Origin of the sequence: Pandoraea sp. SD6-2 (assembly GCF_000389825.1) — a bacterium.
In the GTDB taxonomy this organism is placed as follows: Bacteria; Pseudomonadota; Gammaproteobacteria; order Burkholderiales; family Burkholderiaceae; genus Pandoraea; species Pandoraea communis.
The window spans coordinates 45,774-68,364 of record NZ_KB944426.1 but is presented as its reverse complement, the minus strand read 5'-3'; the positions used below and the strand labels follow the sequence as shown (position 1 = coordinate 68,364).

The following is a 22,591-nucleotide window of genomic DNA, read 5'->3' as shown; positions in this document are numbered from 1 at the left end:
GGGAAAAGCAAGCAAACAACGTGCCTTCGTATTTCCGTGAAAAAGCCGTCGATTTGCACCACGGCAGTGGCGTGTGCGTTGTCATTGACCCGTTACAGGGAACGGGATGCACCACAAGCGAACATGGTGTCGGGCGGCACGTGGCGTCCAACGCATTTTTTCTCTAACTATATGAAGTGGCGAGGTTTTTTCGGCGGACTTCCATCCTGCGAAATGTCGAATGTGTCGTGATTCTGGCTCGTTAATTTACAGCGGGTCCTTTGACAGTCGAACTGCTGACAGAGGGGTCAACAATCACACAGAGCAGACCAACTCAATCATGAATGTCAAATCGGAAGCCACGCTTCGCCGCACCATGTTTCCTTGGCTCGCAACGGCATTGATCGTCGCGCCGACGCTCGCGTCGGCGCAGGTGCTGGAAACATGGCAGCCTCCGGAAGCCAGCAGTCTTGCGGGACTCTTCACGCAAGGCCATGTCTCGGGGGATGTGCGCGCGTTCTACTACGGCGCGCACAATGCGTTCTATAACAAGGGACTCAACCAGAACACGATCAATTACGGCGGTGGCTTGACGTTGCAATCGGCGTCGCTCTACGGCATTTCCTTTGGCGTGAGCGCATACGCTTCGCGTCCCTTGCTTCACCCGTCAGACCCGTCTCGCGTAGATGGCAGTCTTGGGCCGTCATTCACGACACTCGGCGAGGCCTATGTCCAGTACCGGAAGTCGCTATTTACGGCGACGGCGGGGAATCAGTCGTTCGACGTGCCGTTCATCTCACCGTACGACTACCGCATTGCGCCGCAACTGTTTCAGGGGGTCTCGGGCAGATACGGCACGAAGGACAATTACATCGAGGCCTTCCGGATGTTCCGTTGGAAATCGTGGACCAGCGACTCTTTCACCGACAGAACGGCTTACAACTCGGACTTCGATGGCGGCTCGACGATTGGCATGAAGGGCACGCCGGGCTTTTACGGTGCTGGCGGTGCCGGTAAGCAATCGTTTGGCGCTTACGGTGTGGACGGACAGGCGTGGTACGTGAACTACATGAACTATGCGCGAATGTTCTATGCAGACGGCCATGTGTCGCTGAACGAGGGTGTGCTTCAACCGTATGCGGGCATTCAGGTCGCGTATGAGAACGGTGGTGATAGCAATCTTCTGGGGCGCATTCGCAGTCAGGTCTACGGCTTTCAAGCCGGCGTGAAGCACAATTCGTTGAATGTCTCGCTGGGCTACGACTACACAAGGCCAGACGCCAACGCCTACCAGAATGGCTCGCTGGTGACGCCCTATGCCCATAACATGTCATCGGGACCGTTCTTTGCCCAGCCGTTCATCACCAGCACGCAGGATTTGGGCGCTGGCAGGGCTTATGGGCTGTCGATCAGTGGCAAGCCTGTGGACAACCTGACGCTAGGCACCCAGTACTCGTTCATGGATCTCGTGAGCACCCCTGGGGCGCCGAGTCTGAATCAGTCCGAGTACCTGGTGTACGTCATGTACAACTTTCAGGGAAAGCTGAAGGGCTTCAGTATCGTCGACTTCTTTGCCTATCAGTCGTCACCGGCCAAGCCCGCAAAGTTCTTCCAGAATCGCTTGCAGCTTCAGTATGCATGGGGCCAATAATGAGTTCACCCGGCAGACGATAGTCTGCCGGGGCGTTAATAGCCCGATGCGCCGGGACTCAGGCGGGGGCGTGAGGCCGGAAAGTGCCTTGATGCCGACGGCTGTCCAGACCGGGACGCCTGGGCGGCTCAGTCATCAAACACCGCATTTGCTCATCATCCCGGCGACTTCCCTCGTAAGCTGCGCCTCCCAGCGTTGCAAGATATAGACGCACACGGCCGACGAGTGGATGCCTTCGCATGGCCAATTCAGTGGCAGCGTGTCCGTCTTTGCCTTCTGGATGCTGTTGCCGCCACCGTCGGTCTGGTTGGCCGTCTGCGCGGCCTGATTGGCGGCGTCGTCGAGTTCCGCAATGCGTTGGTTGACGGTCACCATCGTGACGCCTTTGCGACGCATGTCCGCCAGCGTCTCCGGTACGGAGGTTGTGAGGATCGCCTGCCGCGCCTGTGCCAGATCGCTATTTGTGTAAGCCCGCAGGTTCGGTGCCAGATAGCTGAAGTCGCCGCGACATTCCGCAGATGCGCTCCCACCCTTGGCCGCGCCGGATGCCGCAGCACTTGTCTTGAGCATCGCGCCGGGCGTTGTCGCCGCGGCATCTGCCCGCACTGCCCGCCGTACGGGCAATTTGCTCTGAGGTACCTGCACCAGACTGCTGTCTTGCAACGTAATCGATGCGTTACGAAGTTCGAGAAAGTCCTCGTCGACGACGCCCAACTGGCCCTTGACGTTCAGCGATGTCATGCCGTCCAGCCGCCGGGCCTGCGCGCTGGGCATCGGCACACCGATCGGCACGCCCTGATAGGTGCCGGAGAAATAGCTACCGTCCGCGTTGTAATCGCGCACGGCAACTTCCATCTCGAAGGGCTGCGCGAGTTTCGCGACGCGATTGCGGTACTCGGCCGTCGTTTCGTATTTGTCTTTCTGGAGCGACTTCAGGAACGTGGCGTACGCATCGCCTTTGCCGTTTGCGCTCGATTGCGCGAAGCGCGTGATCCGGATCGGTTTGACCTTGTTCCATTCACCTGCCTCGGCCAGCGTGTAGGCCACTGTTGATCCGCGCAGCCGTCCAGCCGGCTGTTGCACCAATTGGCCAGTCTTGCTATCGAACACCTGCGCAAAATCGTCATCGCGGTCATCGCCGTAAGCCGGGTTGCCAACGATCACGTACTGGCTGCCCGGGGCTGTGGGTCGCGCGCTTACGTAGTCGCCGCGTACCTTCGTCGTCACTGTCCTGCGGACCTGCAGCGTATCGGGATCGAGCAGCGTCAACTGCCCCGACTTGCCGTCCATTACCGCCGCGAAATCGCCGTCGCGAAAGAACCGGCCCGGAATATTGAGTGCCTGCAACCGGCAGTTCGGCACGTCGACACTTGCCGGCGGCGTACTGATGCTGACACGCCCTTGTTTGTCGGCGCTGAGCCAGCCGTCGTTGCGCGGCAACTCGCACAGCAACTTGTTGGCGCGCACATCCCAGACCCTGAACGGCATCGTCTTTTCAGGCTCGCCGCCGTTTAGCCAGGAGACCGCGTAGCGTCCGTCTTCGACGACGACGTACACCGCTGAGGCATATTCGCTGCCCTTGCGGCCATCGCCCGAAAACGACGCTGTCTGCTGGCTGTTGACGTAAATCGACACCTCATTGCCACGCTGTACGATGACCTGGAACTTGCCGTCTTTCGTCAGGCGAGGGTCGCAGCGATTGGCCGCCTGTCCGCTGAGATCCATCTGGGCGATCGGCTTGCCGCTGGTGTCGTAGAGTGCGACCTGATGACAGACGTTCGGCGAGAAAGTTTGGTGACTGCCGTAAATGCGGTTTTCATACGCATATACCGACCATCCTTTCGGCCACGACATCAGCACACGCCCCTGGAGATCGACCAGTTCGACGCCGATGGTCATGCCGGAAATGCCAGTGATGAGAAGGGATTGATTCCCTGCGAAAGAGAGGACGACGGATGAATCCGGTTTGGGCAAGGTGTAGACGACACGCTCCGCGCCACCTGCGAATGGCCGCACGACGACCTGATTCGATGTGTTGACGTACGCCAGAAGACTACTGTCCTGTGAAACGGCAGGTGACATACGGGACATGATGCCCACCTCGCCGCCGCTCGAAGCCGGGTTACGCTCGAGCAGCTTGCGATTGATGACCAGATGGCTTGCCCATTCCGGCGGCGGCGCGAGCGCGGCGAGTTCCTGGGACGAGGCTTGCGCACGGGCCGCCGCAGCGCGCTGACGCTGATCGTCCTCTTGCTGCTTTTTCTGGGCATCAGCGGCGTCGCGCCGTGCTTGCTCGGCCGCTGCCTGTGCCCGGCGGTTCGCATTGTCACGATCATTCTGGTCAAGCACAGTCTGCAATTGCTGCAAACTGCGCATGACCGCGCCGACATCGGCTGCCAGCGCAGCGGATGAGCCGAGTGCGAACACAGCAGCGAGGCCAACCACATTGGCCGCGATTCGTTTCGTTTTCATTGATATTCTCCTGTCGCGTACGCTGCGCGATCACCTTGGCAGCCGAAGCCTACGCTATGCGATTATCTCGTCGCGCGACGCCTGTTGTACTCATCCATTTGAAGGATGCGAAGGTATCGCGCTGCGCGCCCACACCTGCCCCCGATGCTATATAAGCAAGCTTTATCTTGGGTATCGGATCGGAAGCCGCCGCTGTGGTTTACGCACAAACCCTGATCGGCAAGTGACTTGACAGCGTAAATTTGTCCATCGATGGTATACAGAATACTGAATTGGGTGTTCCATGATGACAAATTCCACGGCCGCCGCGCGCGCTCCCGGTGAAGCTTCGGGGTCGACGCCATCCGCTGTCAACTGGCATTACGCGACGATTTCCGCGGCTCAGGAGGCCCTGCGACGAGGGGAAACCACGTCGACGGATCTCGTGGCTGCGTGTGAGACCGTCTGGCGCCAGTCCAATCCGCAACTGAACGCGGTTGTCGTGAGCGATTTCGATCAGGCCTATGCGGTGGCGCAGGCGCGTGATGCGGAACTGCGTGCGGGCAGGGTCCGAGGCCCTTTGCACGGGGTGCCGTTCACGATCAAGGAGTCGTTCGACGTCAAGGATTGGCCGACCAGCGTTGGTGATCCGGCATTCGCGGACAACATCGCGGTGCGTCACGCCAGCGTTGTTCAGCGGTTGACAGACGCCGGGGCCGTCCTGCTCGGTAAAACCAACGTGCCGATCTGGCTGCGTGACTGGCAAAGCTACAACGATGTTTACGGCACGACGCGCAACCCGCACGATACCTCGCGCACACCGGGTGGGTCGTCCGGTGGCAGTGCCGCCGCCGTCTGCTCGGGCATGGCTTTCTTCGACGTGGGCTCGGATATTGGTTCATCGGTCCGCAACCCCGCCCATTACTGTGGCATCTTTTCGCACAAGAGCACCCACGGTCTGGTGCCTCTTGACGGTCACGGGCTGCCGGGCGGAATGACATTTCCCGACATTAACGTTGCCGGGCCGCTCGCACGAAGCGCTAACGACCTCGAGTTGGTGCTCTCGGCCATTGCCGGCCCGACCGCCGACGCTGCCTGCGCCGTCCGTTTCGAGTTGCCTCGGTGCGACGCCAGCGATCTGAGCCAGATCCGCTTCGGCATTCTGCCCAACCATCCGATTGCCGAAGTCGATGCACAGGTGGAGCAGTGCATCGTGGCGCTCGGAAAAGACCTCGAGCGACGCGGAGCGACCGTGGTGTGGAATGCGCGTCCGTCGCTGGACGCTGGCGAGTTGCTACGCGTCTACATACTGATGCTGCGCGCGGCCACCTGCGGCTATCTCGGAGACGACGCCTTCGCGGCCGCCGTCTCCGCCGCCGCCGAGGTGCCGGAGGACGACATGCGTTATGCATCGCTCCAATATGTCGGGGCCGTCATGCGGCATCGCGACTGGCTCAAGCTGCAACCGCTGCGCGAGCGCTTTGCCGCCGCCTGGCGCGCGCTATTCGAGCAGGTCGACGTGCTGTTGTGCCCCGTGGCCGCTACGCCGGCGTTCACGTTGAACGAGACGGGCGCACCGTGGCAACGCACGCTGGACGTCAACGGACAGGCGCAGCCACTCACCACACAGATTTTCTGGGCCGGTCACTCCGGCCTGTGCGGCTTGCCCTCGAGCGTCGCCCCGGCAGGGCGCACTGTCGACGGGCTGCCCGTGGGCGTTCAGATCGTGGCCCCGCTGTATCACGACCTGCGCTCGATCCATGTAGCCAGACTGCTGGAAGCCGCCGGCTACGCCTTTGTACCTCCCGCCTGACACCCCGGAAATCCCCAATCCCCACAACACCACGACAACCTAAGGAGGACACCTTCATGTCCTGGCTCAACTCACTGTCGAAAAACGAGAAGCGCGCTTTTGCCGGCACTTTCATCGGCCATACGGTCGACGTCTACGACTTCATGATCTATTCCTTTCTCATCCCGGTGCTGTTGACGACCTGGAGCATGAGCAAGGCAACTGCCGGCAGCATCGTCACCTACACACTGATTGCGTCGCTCGTAGGCGCCATCGGGGCAGGCCTGCTGGCCGACCGCTACGGACGCGTGCGCATTCTTCGCTGGACCATCGCACTGTTCGCGCTGGCGTGTTTCGCCTGCGGTCTCGCCAACTCGCCAACGCAACTGGCCGTGCTGCGAATTATCCAGGGGCTGGGTTTCGGCGGAGAGTCGTCGCTGTGCATGGTGCTCGTGATGGAGACGATTCGTAATCCCGCGCATCGCGGCAAGTTCTCGGGCTTCACCGCCAGCAGCTACTCGTTCGGCTGGGCGCTGGCGGCACTGGCCTACAGTGTGATCTTCAGCTGGCTGCCGCCTGACTGGGCGTGGCGGGTTTGCCTGTTCATCGGTGTGGCGCCTGCGTTGATGGTGTTCTGGCTGCGACGCAATCTCGAGGAGCCGGAGGCTTTCACGCGCACGCTGGCCGAACGAAGCCAGACGAGCCCGCTCAAGACGATCCGCAGCGTATTCAGCGGGCGTCTTGCTGCGCGCACGTTCCTGTGCAGCCTGCTCTCGGGCGGCATGCTGGGCGCCTACTATGCCATTGCGACGTGGATGCCTACCTGGCTCAAGACCGAGCGAGGGCTCTCTGTCACAGGCACCGGCTTGTGGCTGGCGATCACGATCTGCGGATCGATTGTCGGCTACGCCATAGGCGCGTGGAGCACCGACCGGCTGGGGCGTCGTCCGACGTACATCCTGTTCGCACTCGGGGCGTTCGTCATGAGCATTGCGTACATGCTGATTCCCGCGCCCATGCCCGTCATGATGGTGCTGGGTTTCCTCATGGGCGTGCTGATGCAAGGCACCTTCGCGGGCGTGGCGGCGACAATCTCGGAGACTTACCCGCACGAGATTCGCGCGACCGGCTACGGTGTGGCCTATAACGCAGGCCGCGTCATCGGTTCTGTCTTCCCGTTCATGGCAGGCTGGCTGGCCAGCGGTCACACGACACTCACGCTCGCGATTCCCATCGTTGCCGCTGTCGGGTACGGTTTTGTCATCGTCGCAGCCTTGATGTTGCCCGAGACGAACGGCATCGAGCTGGACGCCATCGACCCCGTCAAACCCAGCGCAAACCCGGCACCCACCGTTGAGCATCCGATGTCGCACGCCGTTCGCAACGCGGCCGACTGATGATTTTCTTCACGCCTCACCGGAGCACCGCACTCAGGAATTTGTTGTATTGGCATTTTCGTTAAAACTGTATACAGTGTACAAAAATGCAGATCGAGACCCGGCGTCCATGAACGCAGCGGGTTATCCACCTGAAATCAAGGAGTAAGACATGGCAGAACTGATGGATCGCGAGACCTTCCGCGCAGCACTCGAAGAGGCAATCAAGGGCAAGAGCGCGAACAAGGCACCGTTCAGCATTGCATGGGCAAGCGGCAAGCTGTCGCGCGCGCACCTGGCTCGTTGGGCTGAGAATCACTATCACTACGTGGGCCCGTTCGCCGATTACCTCGGCTATCTCTACGCCCGTACGCCGGACCACATGACCGAAGCGAAGGATTTTCTGCTCGCGAACATGTACGAGGAGGAAATCGGGGGAGACCGCCACACCGATCTGCTGATTCGCTTCGCCGAAGCGTGCGGCACGACGCGTGAGCGTGTGGTCGACCCTGACAACATGTCGCCGACCACGCGCGGCTTGCAAAGCTGGTGTTATGCGGTGGCGATGCGTGAAGACCCGGTGGTCGCCGTTGCAGGCCTTGTCGTCGGCCTTGAGTCGCAGGTGCCGTCGATCTATCGCAAACAGACGCCCACGTTGCGCGACACGTACAAGTTCACCGACGAGGAGGTCGAGTTCTTCGATCTGCACATCGTGTCGGATGAGATCCACGGCGAACGCGGCTACCAGATCGTGCTGGAGAACGCGAATACGCCGGAACTGCAGCAGCGTTGCCTGAAGATTTGCGAGATCGGCGCACAAATGCGTCTGCTCTATACGACGGCGCTCTACTACGACTATGTCGAAAAGGAAGTCCCGCTGCCCGAGCTGGGTCTCGCGGCCTGAGCGACGCCCGGCAGCCCCGTGCCCCTGCGCGGCCCCCTCCGGGAGGAGGGGGAAGCGATGGGGGCGCGGGTCTTCAAGCCTCTTTGCAGGATTGCTGCACTCATGACAACCGTTCCAACGTTCTTGAATTACATCGACGGCGAGTGGTGCCCGAGCCGATCGGGCGCCACCTTTGAAAACGTCAATCCAGCCGATACCCGTGACGTGGTCGGTCATTTCCAGGCATCGGGCGAGGCTGACGCACAAGCCGCTGTGCGTGCAGCCGCATCGGCGTTCGCCGACTGGAAACGCCTCTCGACGAGCGCTCGTGCGAAGCTCCTGCTGAGCGCCGCCGCCTATCTGGAAAGTCATGCCAAGCGTTTCGGTGAAGAACTCACACGCGAGGAGGGCAAACAAGTGGGCCTCGCGACAGACGAGTTCATGCGCGCCGCACAGACGCTTCGTTATTACGCGATCGAAGCCCAATCGTATGGCGGGGAAACCTTCCCGAACGACGACGCCGGCATGACGGTGTATACCGTGCGCGAACCGCTGGGTGTCGTGACGGTCATTTCGCCGTGGAACTTCCCCGTTTCGATTCCCGCCCGCAAGATCGCGCCTGCGCTCATCTGCGGGAACACCGTGGTGTTCAAGCCCGCATCGGATGCGCCGCTGAGCGGACTGCGTCTGACCGAAGCGTTTGTGCAAGCCGGGATTCCCAGAGGCGTGTTGAACTTTGTCACGGGAAGCGCTTCGGCGGTCGGCCCGGTATTGACTGGCGCGCGCGAAGTGAAGGCGATCTCGTTCACCGGATCGACGGCTGCCGGCGAGCAGATCCATCGGGCAGCCTCGCTTTCCACGCGCACGCAAATGGAACTCGGCGGTAAGAACCCGTTGATCGTGCTCGACGCAAAGGACATCGATCGCGCCGTCGACCTCACGATCAAGGGGGGCTTTTCGCTGACCGGGCAGGCGTGCACCGGCACAAGCCGCGTGCTGGTCGCTCGCGAGATCCGCGCGGCCTTCGTCGAACGCCTCGCGGCCAAGGCGCAAACACTCAAGGTTGGCAACGGTCTGGTGTCCGGCATGGATCTCGGCCCGCTCGCGACGGCGGGACAACTGCGCACCGTGCTCGATTACATCGAGATCGGCAAGCGTGAAGCCACCTTGGTCTGCGGCGGTCAGCAACTCACCCACGACGGGTACGCGCATGGCTATTTCGTCACGCCGGCCATCTTCGCCGACGTGCCGCGCGATGCGCGTATCGCGCGGGAGGAGATTTTCGGTCCGGTGATTGCCGTGATCGATGTCGACGGCTACGACGATGCCATCGCCGTCGCGAACGACAGCGACTACGGTCTCGCGGCCTCGCTCGTCACGCAGGACGCCGGCCTGATGCACCGCTTCGCGAATGACATCGAAGCCGGTACGGTCAAGATCAATCGCACGACCACCGGCAATCTGGTCAATGCACCGTTCGGCGGCATCAAGCAATCGAGCACGGCCACGTTCCGCGAGTCCGGACGCGACGGGCTCGAGTTCTATCTGCAAATCAAGACCGTCTATCGCGGCGTCTGACGAGCGTTTTCCACGACATCTCTTATTAGCCATGAAGCCATTTCTCAAACTCGAACTTGCCGAAGCCCGGCACATGATTGCGGCAGCCGTTGCCCGCTCGCAGGAGATCGGCGTCCTCGAATCGATCTGTGTGGTCGACGAAGGCGGCTTTCCGCTCGCGCTGGAGCGCATGGATGGTGGCCGCGTCACCGGGCCGCAGATCGCCTGGAACAAGGCCTTCACGGCCGCAGGTCACAAGCGCTCGACGCATTTGTTCACCACGCCCCCCAACGGCCCGGCGCTGCCAGGCAACGAGGCCTTCGGCATTCAGTGGAGCTTTGAAGGGCGCTTTGCAGCCTTCGTCGGGGGGTTCCCCATCGTGGTCGACAATCAGGTGGTCGGCGGCATCGGCCTGTCGGGCGGCAACGGCGAGCAGGACACACAGGCCGGGCTCGCGGGTCTTGCTGCGTTGCAAGACCTGCTGCGTCAGAGCGGACGCGAGGTGCTGGTTCAGGCCGACATCAAGCTCTGACCCCGACGCGAGGTGCTCGTGAACTATCGGATCACATGGATCGAAGCCGAGTGCAGCTTCGAGGCCGCTTCTGACGAAACGGTGCTCGAAGCCGCTCGGCGAGCGGGCGTAGTACTGCCATCGGAGTGCGAATTCGGCGGTTGCGGAACCTGCCGGGTGAAGGTGCAGCAGGGCCGCGTGCAGTACGAGGAACTGCCACCCGCGCTGTCGCAGGAGGAGGTGGACGCCGGCTACGCCCTGTTATGTCAGGCGTACCCGGCCTCGGATCTCGCCGTCAGTACCGAGCGCACGCTCGCCGCGCCAGCACCGGCGCGGCGTCGTAAGGCCAAGGTCATGAGCACCGCACCGCTGAGTGCCGACGTCACCCGCCTTGTGCTCGCTTTCGCCGACGATGAACCGTGGGCATTCCGTCCGGGACAGTACGTCAACATTCTTCCGGGCGATGCCGGCCCGCGTAGTTTCTCGATTGCGTCGAAGTCCGAGGCTTTGGACGCACCGTCCCGGTTTGAGCTTCATATTCGCCGGATCGATGGGGGGTACTTCACACAGACGCGCCTGAGTGCGCTGCGCGCAGGCGACATGCTCGACGTGGAAGCCCCGCTGGGCGGATTCGGCTATCACGAGGACGACTACCGGCCAATCGTGATGGTGGCGACAGGCACGGGGATCGCGCCGCTGCGCAGTATGCTCGCCGAGATGCTCGCCAGTGGTGATACACCGCCGATCGATTTGTACTGGGGAGGCCGCACGCAGCACGCTCTCTATCTGCACGACGAATTGACCCGACTCGCGGCGCAGTACGAGGATTTCCGCTACGTGCCCGTACTCTCGCGGCCGGATGCCGCGTGGCCCGGAGCCCGTGGATACGTGCAGGATGCCGTGCTGGCGGACCATCCCGATCTGTCTGAGCACGCGCTTTACCTGTGCGGCTCGCCGGTCATGATCGCCGATGCCAGCCGTGCTTTCGTCGCCAATGGCGCCAGTGTGCGCTATTTGTATGTCGACAGCTTCACGTTCGGGCATTCGTCAACGGTGGAAGCTGCCGCCTGAACGGGGAAGGGCAGGGGAAGACAGACGCCAAGGGGCAGGCGATGCCTGCCCCGCTTCTCAATCCGATCGATCCGATTGATCTGACACGCCGGCGAAGTCAGATACTGCGGTCCATGAACGTCTTGTACGCCAGTGCTGCGAGCGCCACGTCCTGCAAGCCGAATCCGACCGCCTTATAGACAATGATCTCGTCGTCGCTCTGGCGACCCGGCGCTTTGCCTTCGAGAACATCCCCCAGTTCGTCGAGGCTGTCCCAATTCACCAGCCCCGGCGCTGCCAGCACCAGATCGCCAGCCTCCTCACGCGCCTGATCGCGCAGCTCGACCACAATGCGACTGGCGCGCTCAAGCGTGGCATCGTCGGTCTCCCGTGAGTGCGGCAGGCTCGATCCTATGGCCGCGACGAGTGTGCCCGGCGTCAAGGCCCGGCCGTCGAAGAGCGGGGTTGTCGAGCGGGTTGCCGTGACGATCACGTCGGCACCTTCGATCGCCTGAGTGGCCTCGACGGCGTGCGCGGTCAAGCCACGCTCGCCATAAGCCTCGTTGAGTGTGTTGGCAAGTGCTGCATCACCTTCGATGCCCACGATGCGAAGCGACCTGATGTCCGTGAATTGTGCCAGCGCGTGCGCATGGGCGCTGCCTTGCACACCGGTGCCGAAGATCGTCGCTGTTTGCGCACCGTCTCGAGCGAGTGCTCGCACGGCAAGCAGGGTAGTGGCCGCTGTGCGCAAGCGCGTGATCGCATTCGCATCCAGCGTGGCCAGGCACCGACCGTCGGACGCGCGGAACAGCACGATGACGAAATTGAATTGACCGCGGATCGTGGTGTAGATCTTTGCGCCAGCCACGTCGGCGCCGCTCAGCACTGCGCCGAGCGTGCTGAGCTTGGTCCCCCCGGCCTCGGTACGTATCCGACGCTGGACGGCGGCAGTGCCGCGAGCCAGTTCGCGAAAGGCACTCTCCAGTGCGGGAATTGCCTGCTTGAAGCCGATGAGTTCGTCAATCTGTGAATCGGTGAGATGGATCATGACGTGAGGTCCGGTGGATTGGATAAGACGCGACTTAGAATACAGTATACATAAATTCAAACTCTCTCGAATTTTCCCGAAGCTCGGCATTCGGAATAACCCGCGAATACGGGAATTTCGCACAGAGATGCGCGCGTTGAATTTATTTTGGTATACAGTATCCACAAATGCGCTACACTTTCGCCAAAAGCCTTACTGCGTTGAGGCCGGGGCGTTTCAGGTAACAGGAGGAAGCATGCCAGTCGTCGTATTTCGCAGGAGCGGGCAGACGTACCGGGAAGAAGTGAAGGCCAACACCAATCTGGTGGTTCGCGCGGGCATCAAGCAGTTCCCGTTCCCGCATTTGCGGTACGAGTGCGGCATGGGCAAATGCGCGCATTGCGCATGCCGGGTGTTGGCGGGGCAGGAACATCTGCCGGCCCCCAACTGGAAGGAGAAGAAGCAACTGGGTGACCGGCTTGACGCGGGTTATCGGCTGGTCTGCCAGTTGTGGATCGAACACGATATTGAACTGGAGCAGGGGGACGATCTGCCGGCGGCGCGCTGAGCGGCATCGGAAATCAGGCTACCCGCAATAAGGAAAGGGCATGTACATCGTACTTACGAGCCGGCCAGGCGAGTATCGCAGCGAGCCGACCCCGGGCATTACCCCCGTAGAAACTCACGACTACTACTACGGCACGCGCCATGTCGCTGCGTTTGTCGTCGCAAAACTGGACGCTCAGGCAAGGGTGCGGATCGTCGAAGAGGCGGCACCGCAAGGCGTGAATCTGGTGCCGACAAAGTTCTACGAGACATTCGAAAGTGTGTCCGAGGCGGTTGCCTCTCTGGAGGCGTTGGTCGGGCACGAGCACGCACAGGCACGCCTTAGCCGCCGTAATACCGAACCACCGGTTGCGGCAATGATCCGGATTACATTTCTGAACAACGGCGGCAAGACGGTCGAGGCGCAGCCGAACAGCAATTTGCTGCGCGTTTCCTTGCGTGAAAAGGGGGGGATTCCGTTTAAATGTGGCGGCGGATTGTGCGGCACCTGCCGTTGCAGGGTGGAAGCCGGCCGTGAACATACCGACGAGGTTAAGCAGAAGGAACGGCGTCACCTGAGTCCCGAAGAAATACAGAACGGGTATCGGATGGCTTGCCAGACCTTTATCAACGGCAATGTGAGCGTGTCATGGTGAGCCATTCAAGTGTCGCGATGGCCCCGTTCGGGGCACTCTCACCCGAGCAGCAACGCCAGATGCTCGCCCTCGGCCCGCGCTGGAATGACGACATCATCGCCCACCGCAAAGCGGTTATCGACTGCTACACGCCACTTCTGGCGAGCGCCGAGAAGAGTCCCCATGTCGAGCGCGATCTGGCCTACGGCATGAACGCGCGTCAGGTACTCGACGTTTTCGAGCCGGTAGATGCAGGTCAGGCGGGCAGGGCGGATGAATTGCGCGAGGCTGTCCTGTTCGTGCATGGTGGCGCGTTCGTGCGCGGCAACAAGAGCGTCAACGGGGAGGTCTATGACAATGTCTGCCACTGGTTCGCGCGGCAGGGTTTCGTCGCGATCAACGTGGAGTACCGTCTGGCCGACGAAGCGCCGTGGCCGGGCGGTGCGCATGACGTTGCCCAGGCCATTGCCTGGGTACATCAGCACGCCGCGCATTGGCGAATCGATCCGTCCCGCATCTTCCTGATTGGCCATTCGGCGGGGGGGACGCACGCGGCGAGCTGCCTGTTCGACCCCGTGGTGACACAGACGCGCGACAAGCTGTCCGGCGACGTGGCAGGGCTCGTGCTGATCAGTGCACGTCTGTTCGCCGACGTCGATCCGCGCAACCCGAACGCGGGGCCGGTGCGCACCTATTTCGGCACGGACGAGGCACGTTATGCCGAGCGCTCCCCACTTACGCACGCCGCGTGCCATCCGGTGCCGGCGATGATCGCGATTGCCGAATACGAGAACCGGTTTCTCGACGATTATGGCGCGGCGTTTTTCCAGCGCTTGCTGCGACAACGTGGCGTTGCGCCCCGTTTCGTGCAGATGCGCGGGCATAACCATACCTCGATCGTTGCGCACTTCAACTCGGGCGAAGAGTGGTTGGGACGGGAGATTCTGGCCTTTATGGCGTCGGTGCCACGCCATTCCTGATTGGGAGGGGCGGTCGGGTAAGTTGATGTCGCACAACAGGTGTCACTTTAAGCGCCGTGTACAGTCTACAAAATGCCGTGCGCTGCTAGAATGCGCTGATGAATAAAACGCCGTGATCTGGCGCGTCATGCGTCGATCAGCGCCATCAAAGGTTTGTGGAGATTGGAAATATGGTGCGGGGAGCCACAGGGGCAAACGGGCGCGAGCCGATCATGCACCAGCAGCTTTCGGATCTGGTGATTGCCCGCTTGCGCGAGTCGATCACGTCGGGCCAGTACAAGCCGGGCGACCGGCTCGTCGAGGGCCGGATTGCCGATGAGCTGGATGTATCGCGCGTGCCTGTGCGAGAGGCGCTGCGGGCGCTGGCCGTCGAAGGGTTGGTAGAAGTGCGCCCGCGCCACGGCGCCGTGGTAGCGTCGTTCGACCCGGCGTCGGCCCGCGAGATGGTGCAGATTCGCGCCACGCTCGAGGGGCTTAACGCGCGTCTGGCTGCCGAGCGTTGCACGCCGGAATTGGTCAAGCGTATTGAAAAAGTCCTGCAAGAAGGCAACGCCAAGGTCGCCGCAGGGGAGACGGCGGGGTTGCTCGAACTCAACGCGCGTTTTCACGATCTGCTTTACACCGCAGGCGCCAACTCGATGCTTGCCGAGCTTATGCGCTCGCTGCGCGATCGCTCTCGCATGCTCTTCGTCAATACGAACGACGAAGAAGTTCGCCTCACATGGGAAGAGCACGCGGCGATCCTGCGCGCAGTTCAATCCGGTGACGCAGCGTTCGCTGCACTCCTCGCCGAACGTCACGTCACCCGCGCGGCTCAGTACTATCTCGATCATCTGGCACGTTGATGCGTTGCAGTGCGTCGGTCGTCGGTTGACGCACCTTGAATTTCTTGTGCCTGTTCCGTATTGAGGGGCGCGCTAAGAGTAGTGTCTGCGGCCCCAATGATGTACTACAAAACAGTTGCCGGCGACCGGAATCAGGATGGCGCACGCCATCCTGAGGTGTATGACGCCGGCAATGAGACGAACGTACTAAGGCCGGCAACGTGAGGCAGATTGAACGGCGTGCCGGCAGCACGGGATTGAACCGACCGACGCATGAGTACGCACGAGGAATACTGCCGTGAAAAGTTGCTTTTGCCGCTGGGTGCTCTCCATGTCAGTTGTCGCGAGCCTCTTGGAGCCACTCGCCAGTCACGCCGCAAGCTTTGATTGCACCAAGGCTGCGTCAGCCACGGAGAAGGCTATCTGCGCCGACGCCAAATTGTCGAAGCTGGATAGCGACCTCGCCGTCGTCTGGAAAAGCGTCTCCCGCGCGTCAGGCACGCCATCCTTGATGGCGTCCCAACGGCAGTGGCTAAAGCGTCGCGATACCTGCGGCGCTGATGTAGCATGCCTCAGCGCACGTTATAACGAACGTTTAGCCGCACTCGCAGGTAACCCTGATACGTCAGTCAATCGCTGGGCCCAGACGTGGCATCTGGATAGCCATTACCCCGGTGTCGGTGGAACCCTGACCTTCACAGGTCAGCTCCCGCGTCTGCATTTTGAAATCGCCGGCTACAACGGCGGACACGCCGGAGGGTATGACGGAGACGTTGTTGTCCAGGGAGAGGGCGCGAGCTATCAGGCGAATGGGTGCGGCCTTAACTTCAAGCGCTCAAGCGATCACGTCGTAGTCACGCAGGAGGGTGATCCCATGGCTTGCGGGCAAGCCATGGGCGTTGACTACAGTGGGACGTACATCACCACTTCGCGGCTCGCTAACGAGCCGGAAGCGGATCTATTGTCCCTTAAGGTATTGGATAACCCTCGCCAGAACGTCGCGGCGCGCGCGCTACTGAGGAATGACTATCAATCGCTTGTCGACACCATCAACATGAGCGAGGGAGAGCGTCCCGACTTGGACCATCTCGGTGCAAAGGTAGACAGTTTCTTTGTACGTGGACTGGCCCCGACTAACGCCTCCATTGTCATGAGTCGAGGCGAAGAACTGTGGATCGGTCTGCTCGCCTTCGATGCCAATGGCAGGACGCGCATGCGTTATTACACCAACGTGGCGGCGTGGAAGACGATGGTGCCCAAGACGATTCAGCGGTGGCACGACACCATCGATACGGCTATACCCATCGACCGGATGCCATGAGGGCGCCGCCTGGCAGCATCTGGGATCCGCCGTCGAGCGTGGCGCGCGTAGCCTCCAGGGCACTGTGAATCTCTCACGCAGCGCTCGTTGCCTCGGAAAGACGGAACTCCTGCTGCAGCCATTCCGAAATCATCCGAACAGTTGCTCGACGCGAACTCCGTCGAGACATCGCGATCCACGTCGATTCCCTCGCCGGGATAGATAGGTGCGGGAAAGTCACCACACCTTGAGCGTGCTCAAGATAGGACTGCCTCACCAGGCCGATGCCCAAGCCTGCCTTCACTGCCTCAAAAACCAAGCTGCTGTCGGGAAACTGCCGAACGTTCAGAGTGCTCGCATCCGCATTGTTGTCCTTGAAGTGCTCGCACCACTCCGCCCACCCGTGCTCCCAGTTTTCCTGCAAGGCAGTGACTCCGGAGAGCGAACGAAAGTCACGGTTTGCAAGCATGTCGGCACCGATAGAGCCCTTCGCAGCGACGGGCACCATGCTGTCGTGGCAGACCTCGAGGGACACGAGACCTTCGAGGTGCTTATTTCCGTGTCGAACAGCGACATCCGCTTCGCCGGCATCCAGATCACGATATGCATAGGACATATCGACGTGAATACGGACTTCTGGAAAAACGGCCTTCAGTTTCTCCAGTCGGGGCAACAGCCATCGAGTCGCGAAAGCCGGGCTGACGGTCACGATTACATCGTTTGCCGATTCCGCTCTTGTGAGCGCTCGCGTCGCCTGGCGAACCGATGAAAAAGCGGCGATGACTTGCATTGCATAGGCTTGACCAGAAGGTGTCAGTGCGATACGGCGTCCGTCGCGAGTGGTGAGCTTGACGCCGAGGAATTCCTCGAGCTGCTTCAAGTGCTTCGATATCACCGTGTGGGTAACGTATAACTCCGCCGCCGCGGCGGTAACGCCACCTAAGCGTGCGACTGCCTCAAAGGCACGAAGGGGCAACATCGGGGGGAGCGTTGTATGGTTTTCCTTCATGGTGCTTCCTGGCGCGAGCGCGATGGCAGACCAAACGTCGTGGACGACATGACTACGGCAAAAAAGTCCGCTAGTGGATTTATGCGAACTTTACAGTCCCTCGACCATTGCGCACAACAACATGTGCGCCAGATGCACATGTTGCGGTAAAAAATCAACTATTTGCCATCAATTTGCCATGCTACTTTGGCCGCACTCGAAAGGCGGCTCGCAGGCAAGCTGTCCGCGCAAGCCTTCATCGACTCCGTAGTCAGAACGGGGCGGTGCATCCCAGTTGAATTGCTTACTACAAGACCATGTATCTCGACACAACTCAAACACGAGAGACGACGCATTCAAAGTCGAAAACGCGAGAAATCGTGGCAGCAACCATCGGCACGTTCTTCGAATGGTACGACCTGCTCCTGTATGCCAGCTTCGCTGTAGTGCTATCGAAACTGTTTTTCCCTATGCAGGATCCATCAGTCTCGATGGTGCTGACGCTACTGACGTTCGCGTCGTCTTACCTCATAAGGCCTCTGGGGGCAATCGTTATTGGCGGATACGCTGATCGGGCAGGGCGTCGAGCCGCATTGGTACTCTCCTCGATACTCATGGCTATCGGCACCTTCATGACAGCAGTACTTCCGACCTATTCACAGATCGGGATTGCTGCCCCGGTTATGCTGGTCATCGCGCGGCTTATCCAGGGCTTTTCCGCAGGCGGCGAGTTCGGCAGTGCCAACACGTATCTGACCGAGCAGAATTCAACGAAGCGGGCGTTCTTTGCCAGCTTCCAGTTTGCAAGCACCGGTGCCGCCATCGTTGCAGCGTCATTATTCGCGTATGTCCTGAACAATCACTTGGATCGTGTTGCCCTTGAGGGCTGGGGCTGGCGAATTCCTTTCTTGATCGGCTTGCTCATTGCGCCCGTCGCATACTACATCCGGCGCAACGTGGAGGAATCGCCGGAATTCGAGGCGGTCTCACCGAGCCGTAATCCTTTATCCGAGACCCTTCGTAGCGATAAATGGCGCTTGATCGTTGGGGCAGGCATCGTTTGCAGTGGAAATGTTGCGAGCTACGTCAACATCTACATGCCGACCTATGCGATTACTCAACTCCACTTGCCTGCCACGTCAGCATTCATCGGCGGAATCGGCGGGGGCATGGTCAGCGCCATATTTCCCCTGCTCGGTGGACATCTGGCTGATCGCTTCGGCGCGATTCGCGTCATGGCGATCGCACTGACGGTTGGCGCGTGCGGCATCTACCCCGCTTTCCTGTGGCTTACAGCGCACCCGTCGGTCGGCGCTTTGGTACTGGTACAAGCTGCGATGAGCCTTGTCTTCTATAGCTTCTACTACGCGCCAGCCGGTTCTGTGCTTAGTCAGCTTTTCCCCGTCTCTCGCAGAACCACAGGCGTTTCGATAAGTTACGTCGCGTCGCAGACGCTATTCGGCGGCATCACACCGCTGATTGTCAACCTGCTAATCAGCAAGACCGAAAACCCCATGATGCCGGCGGCGTATCTATGTGCCATCGCGCTCATAAGCGGCTTCGCCCTGCTTGCGGCGAAGCGCTTGAAAATCGACTAAATCCACTGTTTATCCTCGAGACAATATGAAACCAATCAGTTTGGACAGACTTCTCAAGATCGAGACCGCACGAATGCCGGCGACGGTTAGCTATCCTGCCGACGACATGCGCATCAATGGAACGCCCAGGCGAGCAAGCACCCCTGTGATCGACTTCCAGGCTGGATCCGCCGGCGTCGGGTTCTGGGAAGCGGAGTTCGGTGCCTGGAAATTCGCATATCCATTGGATCGCAGCGAAGTTTTTCACGTCTTGAAGGGCACCTTCTCGCTTGAAGGCGAGAACGCGCCACGCCAAGAGTTCACTGCCGGAGATACAGGCGTTATCCCCGCAGGATTTGTCGGCACGCTTAGCGTGTTGGAAGCCGTTCGAAAGATGTACGTTCTTCTTCCCCGCGCCGCTCGCTAAGCCTCGGTGCGTTAATCGCACGATGTCTTCGGAAGAGGGCGAGGCAGGTTTTCAACACGCGTGGCAAATCCACTCAACGAACAACAGGATCGACACATCATTTCGATGTTTTTGTCGTGAATAGAGAATGACGTCACTTATCGGTAGTTTTCCATCCGACCCAACCCTTCCTCAATCGTCCGATGTCGTCGTCATCGGCGCAGGTATTGTCGGCCTTTCTACGGCCCTTGAGTTGGCGAGAAAGGGGCTCAAAGTCGCAGTGGTGGAGAAGGGACTCGTCGGCGCGGAGCAATCGAGCCGAAACTGGGGGTGGGTGCGGCAATTGAATCGCGACTTTCGGGAATTGCCGTTGATGAGAGCAAGCAAAGACCTTTGGGAGGGCTTTGCGGCAACTACAGGGCATGACACCGGGTTCCGTCGAACGGGGCTGCTATTTGCCGCATCCGACGAAAAGTCGTTGAGTGAGTATCAACATTGGGTGGATGGCGCGAAAGACCGAGGTGTCCACGCTGACCTGCTCACACCCGCCCAAACCAAGGCCGCGCTCTCCAGCACCAACCAGTCCTGGCGGGGTGCCATCTATTGCAAGGAAGATGGCATGGCCGAGCCGTCGATGGCGCCGCTTGCCATTGCGAAAGCCGCGCGCGACCTGGGCGTCTCGTTCCATCAGGAGTGTGCAGCCCGCGGCATGGAGAAATCTGCCGGAAGGGTCTCAGCGGTAGTGACCGAGCGAGGTGTTATCAAGACCGGCGCCGTGGTCGTCGCAGGCGGGGCATGGTCTTCCATGTTTTGCGCTTCGCTGGGACTGCGACTCCCGCAGGCATCCGTGAACGCGACGGCGATGCGAGTGACATCCGAAACCAGAATGGTTGACTGCCCAATTGCGACCTCCACATTCTGCTTGCGGCCGAGATCCGACGGCGGATACACGCTGGCCTTATCGGGCCGGGGAACGCTCGATCTGGCGCCTCGCGGGCTCTTGTACGCGCGACAGTTTCTGCCCACTTACCTGCGCCGTCGAAAAGGGCTCAAGGTTCGCATCGGGTCGGCTTTTTTTCGCGGGCCAGGCGCGTTTGGCCGTTGGTCCCTCGACAGAGCGTCGCCGTTCGAAAGCATGCGCATTCTGGATCCCGGCCCCGATACGACACTGATTAGCGCCGCGCTCGCCTCCTTGATCGACGCTTACCCAGCCGTCAAAGGCGTGCGTATCGCCAACGCATGGGGAGGCGTGATCGATAGTACGCCCGACGCCATTCCCGTCATCTCCAGCGTTTCGAAAATTCCGGGGCTGTTTCTTTCCACTGGATACAGCGGCCACGGATTCGGGCTGGGACTCGGGGCAGGGCGACTGACGGCAGATCTTGTCGCGAACGACACGCCCATCGTCGATCCATATGCATTCCGGTACTCACGCTTTTTTGATGGCACCGCACTTGGCGGGCCCAGCGGAATGTGATTTCCCTGAAACCATCTATGGACGAGACACGCGTCCTCCTTATTAACAAACGGATGCTCGCGTGCACGCGGTGCCCGCCGTTGTGAGACAGCGTAAATACAGGGGTGTGACATGAGCTACATCGATACGAAATTATTCATCGACGGTCAATGGTGTGATGCACTTGACGGTGCGACGATCGCCGTGACAAGCCCTTCGACAGGCGAGACGATCGGCTTTGTCGCACGGGCGACGAAAGACGATCTCGAGCGGGCGGTCTCTGCCGCCGCCAGAGGTTTCGCCGAATGGCGCAACGTTCCCGCCATCGAGCGTGCGAAGATTATGCGACGTGCGGCAGCGCTCTTGAGGGAGCGTCGCGACGACATTGCCCGATTGCTAACGCAAGAGCAAGGTAAGCCGATCGGAGAGGCCCGTGTCGAGATTTCTTTCGCATCCGACATCATCGAATGGTTTGCGGATGAGGGATTGCGGATTTATGGAAGGATCGTCCCGCCGCGAAGTGCAAACGTTCAGCAAACTGTCCAGAAAGAACCGGTTGGCCCCGTCGCGGCATTTACCCCTTGGAATTTCCCGGTCAATCAGATCACCAGAAAGCTGTCCGCCGCGCTGACGACCGGCTGTTCGTTCATCGTGAAGGCTCCCGAGGAAACACCGGCGTCTGCGGCAGCACTCATCGGCGCATTCGCTGACGCCGGAGTGCCCGATGGCGCCATCGGGCTGGTATTCGGCGATCCGGGCGAAGTGTCGCAGTTTCTGATTTCCCACCCAATCATTCGCAAGATCACATTCACCGGCTCCACCGAAGTCGGCAAACATCTGGCCGGCCTCGCTGGCCGGCATATGAAGCGCGCGACAATGGAGCTAGGCGGTCATGCGCCCGTTATCATTGCTGCGGACGCAGACGTCGATGAGGCGGTGCGGGTTCTGGGCGCGTCGAAGTTTCGCAACGCCGGCCAAGTATGTATTTCGCCGACGCGGTTTCTGGTGCATAACAGTTTGCGCAGCGATTTCACGGCGGCGCTCGTTCGATACGCCGATCAGTTGCAGCTTGGCGACGGTCTTTCCGAGGGGACGTCGCTAGGCCCCTTGGCGAACGAACGGCGGTTATCTGCTATGAAAGCCATCGTTGACGACGCTCGTCGCGTTGGCGCGACCGTCGCAACCGGCGGCTATCAAGTCGGGACGCGCGGGAATTTTTTCGCGCCGACGGTGCTTGCCGACGTTCCGTTGGCGGCATCGGTGCTGAATGATGAACCGTTTGGCCCTATTGCAGCCGTCCGAGGTTTCGAGACATTGGACGAGGCAATCGCCGAAGCCAACCGATTGCCTTTTGGTTTGGCGGGATACGCCTTCGCTCAGCGCTTGAAAGATATTCAGAAAATCTCCAAGGATCTGAACGTCGGCATGCTGTGGATCAATCAAGCCGCGACGCCTTGGCCGGAGATGCCGTTCGGGGGCGTAATGGATTCGGGCTACGGCTCCGAAGGCGGCTCGGAAGCGTTAGAGCCGTATCTGGTTTCGAAGGCGGTTACGGTCAAATGGTGACGCTGATGGCTTACACCGTGCGGAGCGGGCAAAGCA

At 60.5% G+C, this 22,591-nt stretch carries 19 protein-coding genes; 16 read left to right on the top strand and 3 right to left on the bottom strand.

The annotated features are described in order from the left end of the window. Positions 1-319: 319 nt before the first annotated feature. Positions 320-1,630, top strand: coding sequence for a hypothetical protein (locus C266_RS05030; RefSeq protein WP_010806160.1), 1,311 nt, complete (start codon positions 320-322; stop codon positions 1,628-1,630). Between the two features lie 135 nt (positions 1,631-1,765). Here the strand turns inward: C266_RS05030 and C266_RS05025 are convergent, their stop codons facing one another. After that, the gene (locus C266_RS05025; protein ID WP_010806159.1) at positions 1,766-4,102 is read right to left on the bottom strand and encodes a hypothetical protein; all 2,337 of its coding nucleotides are present in this window, start codon (positions 4,100-4,102) and stop codon (positions 1,766-1,768) included. A gap of 283 nt (positions 4,103-4,385) precedes the next feature. On the opposite strand from C266_RS05025, the gene C266_RS05020 reads away from it, so the two are divergent. The 6 genes from C266_RS05020 (at position 4,386) to C266_RS04995 (ending at position 11,271) form a co-directional block, all read left to right on the top strand. After that, positions 4,386-5,894: an amidase gene (locus C266_RS05020; protein WP_010806158.1), complete on the top strand. Its 1,509-nt coding sequence runs from the start codon at positions 4,386-4,388 to the stop codon at positions 5,892-5,894. 56 nt (positions 5,895-5,950) lie between these two features. Then, a complete protein-coding gene (locus C266_RS05015) occupies positions 5,951-7,270 on the top strand; it encodes an MFS transporter (RefSeq protein WP_010806157.1) in 1,320 nt (439 codons plus the stop codon). A gap of 151 nt (positions 7,271-7,421) precedes the next feature. Continuing rightward, positions 7,422-8,153, top strand: a complete 732-nt coding sequence (locus C266_RS05010; RefSeq protein ID WP_010806156.1) for a TenA family transcriptional regulator — start codon at positions 7,422-7,424, stop codon at positions 8,151-8,153. A gap of 102 nt (positions 8,154-8,255) precedes the next feature. Further along, the gene (locus C266_RS05005; protein WP_010806155.1) at positions 8,256-9,710 is read left to right on the top strand and encodes an aldehyde dehydrogenase family protein; all 1,455 of its coding nucleotides are present in this window, start codon (positions 8,256-8,258) and stop codon (positions 9,708-9,710) included. 31 nt (positions 9,711-9,741) lie between these two features. After that, a complete protein-coding gene (locus tag C266_RS05000; RefSeq protein ID WP_010806154.1) occupies positions 9,742-10,221 on the top strand; it encodes a heme-binding protein in 480 nt (159 codons plus the stop codon). Positions 10,222-10,239: 18 nt separating this feature from the next. Then, complete coding sequence (locus C266_RS04995; protein WP_036661600.1) at positions 10,240-11,271, top strand: 2Fe-2S iron-sulfur cluster-binding protein; 1,032 nt, start codon at positions 10,240-10,242, stop codon at positions 11,269-11,271. A gap of 97 nt (positions 11,272-11,368) precedes the next feature. Here C266_RS04995 and C266_RS04990 read toward each other — a convergent pair whose 3' ends face one another. Beyond that, positions 11,369-12,298 carry an ornithine cyclodeaminase family protein gene (locus tag C266_RS04990; RefSeq protein ID WP_010806152.1) on the bottom strand — a complete coding sequence of 310 codons (930 nt, stop codon included), beginning with the start codon at positions 12,296-12,298 and terminating at the stop codon, positions 11,369-11,371. Between the two features lie 235 nt (positions 12,299-12,533). Between C266_RS04990 and C266_RS04985 the strand changes: the two genes are divergently transcribed. The 5 genes from C266_RS04985 to C266_RS04965 all read left to right on the top strand — a co-directional run bounded on the left by C266_RS04985 (position 12,534) and on the right by C266_RS04965 (position 16,583). Next, on the top strand, positions 12,534-12,845 hold the full coding sequence (locus C266_RS04985) for a 2Fe-2S iron-sulfur cluster-binding protein (RefSeq protein WP_010806151.1): 312 nt from the start codon (positions 12,534-12,536) through the stop codon (positions 12,843-12,845). A 355-nt stretch (positions 12,846-13,200) separates the two neighbouring features. Next, a complete protein-coding gene (locus tag C266_RS04980) occupies positions 13,201-13,479 on the top strand; it encodes a 2Fe-2S iron-sulfur cluster-binding protein (protein ID WP_036661665.1) in 279 nt (92 codons plus the stop codon). Further along, entirely contained in the window at positions 13,473-14,438 is a 966-nt protein-coding gene (locus C266_RS04975) for an alpha/beta hydrolase (RefSeq protein WP_036661598.1), read from the top strand. Before C266_RS04980 ends, C266_RS04975 begins: the two co-directional genes overlap by 7 nt. Before the next feature lie 212 nt (positions 14,439-14,650). Continuing rightward, positions 14,651-15,283 carry a GntR family transcriptional regulator gene (locus C266_RS04970; RefSeq protein WP_246189786.1) on the top strand — a complete coding sequence of 211 codons (633 nt, stop codon included), beginning with the start codon at positions 14,651-14,653 and terminating at the stop codon, positions 15,281-15,283. A gap of 310 nt (positions 15,284-15,593) precedes the next feature. Then, on the top strand, positions 15,594-16,583 hold the full coding sequence (locus tag C266_RS04965; protein WP_036661595.1) for a lysozyme inhibitor LprI family protein: 990 nt from the start codon (positions 15,594-15,596) through the stop codon (positions 16,581-16,583). 73 nt (positions 16,584-16,656) lie between these two features. Here C266_RS04965 and C266_RS26035 read toward each other — a convergent pair whose 3' ends face one another. Next, entirely contained in the window at positions 16,657-17,571 is a 915-nt protein-coding gene (locus tag C266_RS26035) for a LysR substrate-binding domain-containing protein (RefSeq protein WP_081636161.1), read from the bottom strand. A gap of 359 nt (positions 17,572-17,930) precedes the next feature. On the opposite strand from C266_RS26035, the gene C266_RS04955 reads away from it, so the two are divergent. From C266_RS04955 to C266_RS04940, 4 genes are all read left to right on the top strand, one after another. Continuing rightward, complete coding sequence (locus C266_RS04955) at positions 17,931-19,148, top strand: MFS transporter (protein WP_246189785.1); 1,218 nt, start codon at positions 17,931-17,933, stop codon at positions 19,146-19,148. A gap of 25 nt (positions 19,149-19,173) precedes the next feature. Then, the gene (locus C266_RS04950; protein ID WP_010806144.1) at positions 19,174-19,554 is read left to right on the top strand and encodes a cupin domain-containing protein; all 381 of its coding nucleotides are present in this window, start codon (positions 19,174-19,176) and stop codon (positions 19,552-19,554) included. A gap of 127 nt (positions 19,555-19,681) precedes the next feature. Continuing rightward, positions 19,682-21,010 carry an FAD-binding oxidoreductase gene (locus C266_RS04945; protein ID WP_010806143.1) on the top strand — a complete coding sequence of 443 codons (1,329 nt, stop codon included), beginning with the start codon at positions 19,682-19,684 and terminating at the stop codon, positions 21,008-21,010. Between the two features lie 111 nt (positions 21,011-21,121). Further along, positions 21,122-22,555 (top strand): NAD-dependent succinate-semialdehyde dehydrogenase, encoded by a 1,434-nt coding sequence (locus tag C266_RS04940; protein ID WP_010806142.1) that lies wholly within the window; start codon positions 21,122-21,124, stop codon positions 22,553-22,555. Positions 22,556-22,591 lie beyond the last annotated feature (36 nt).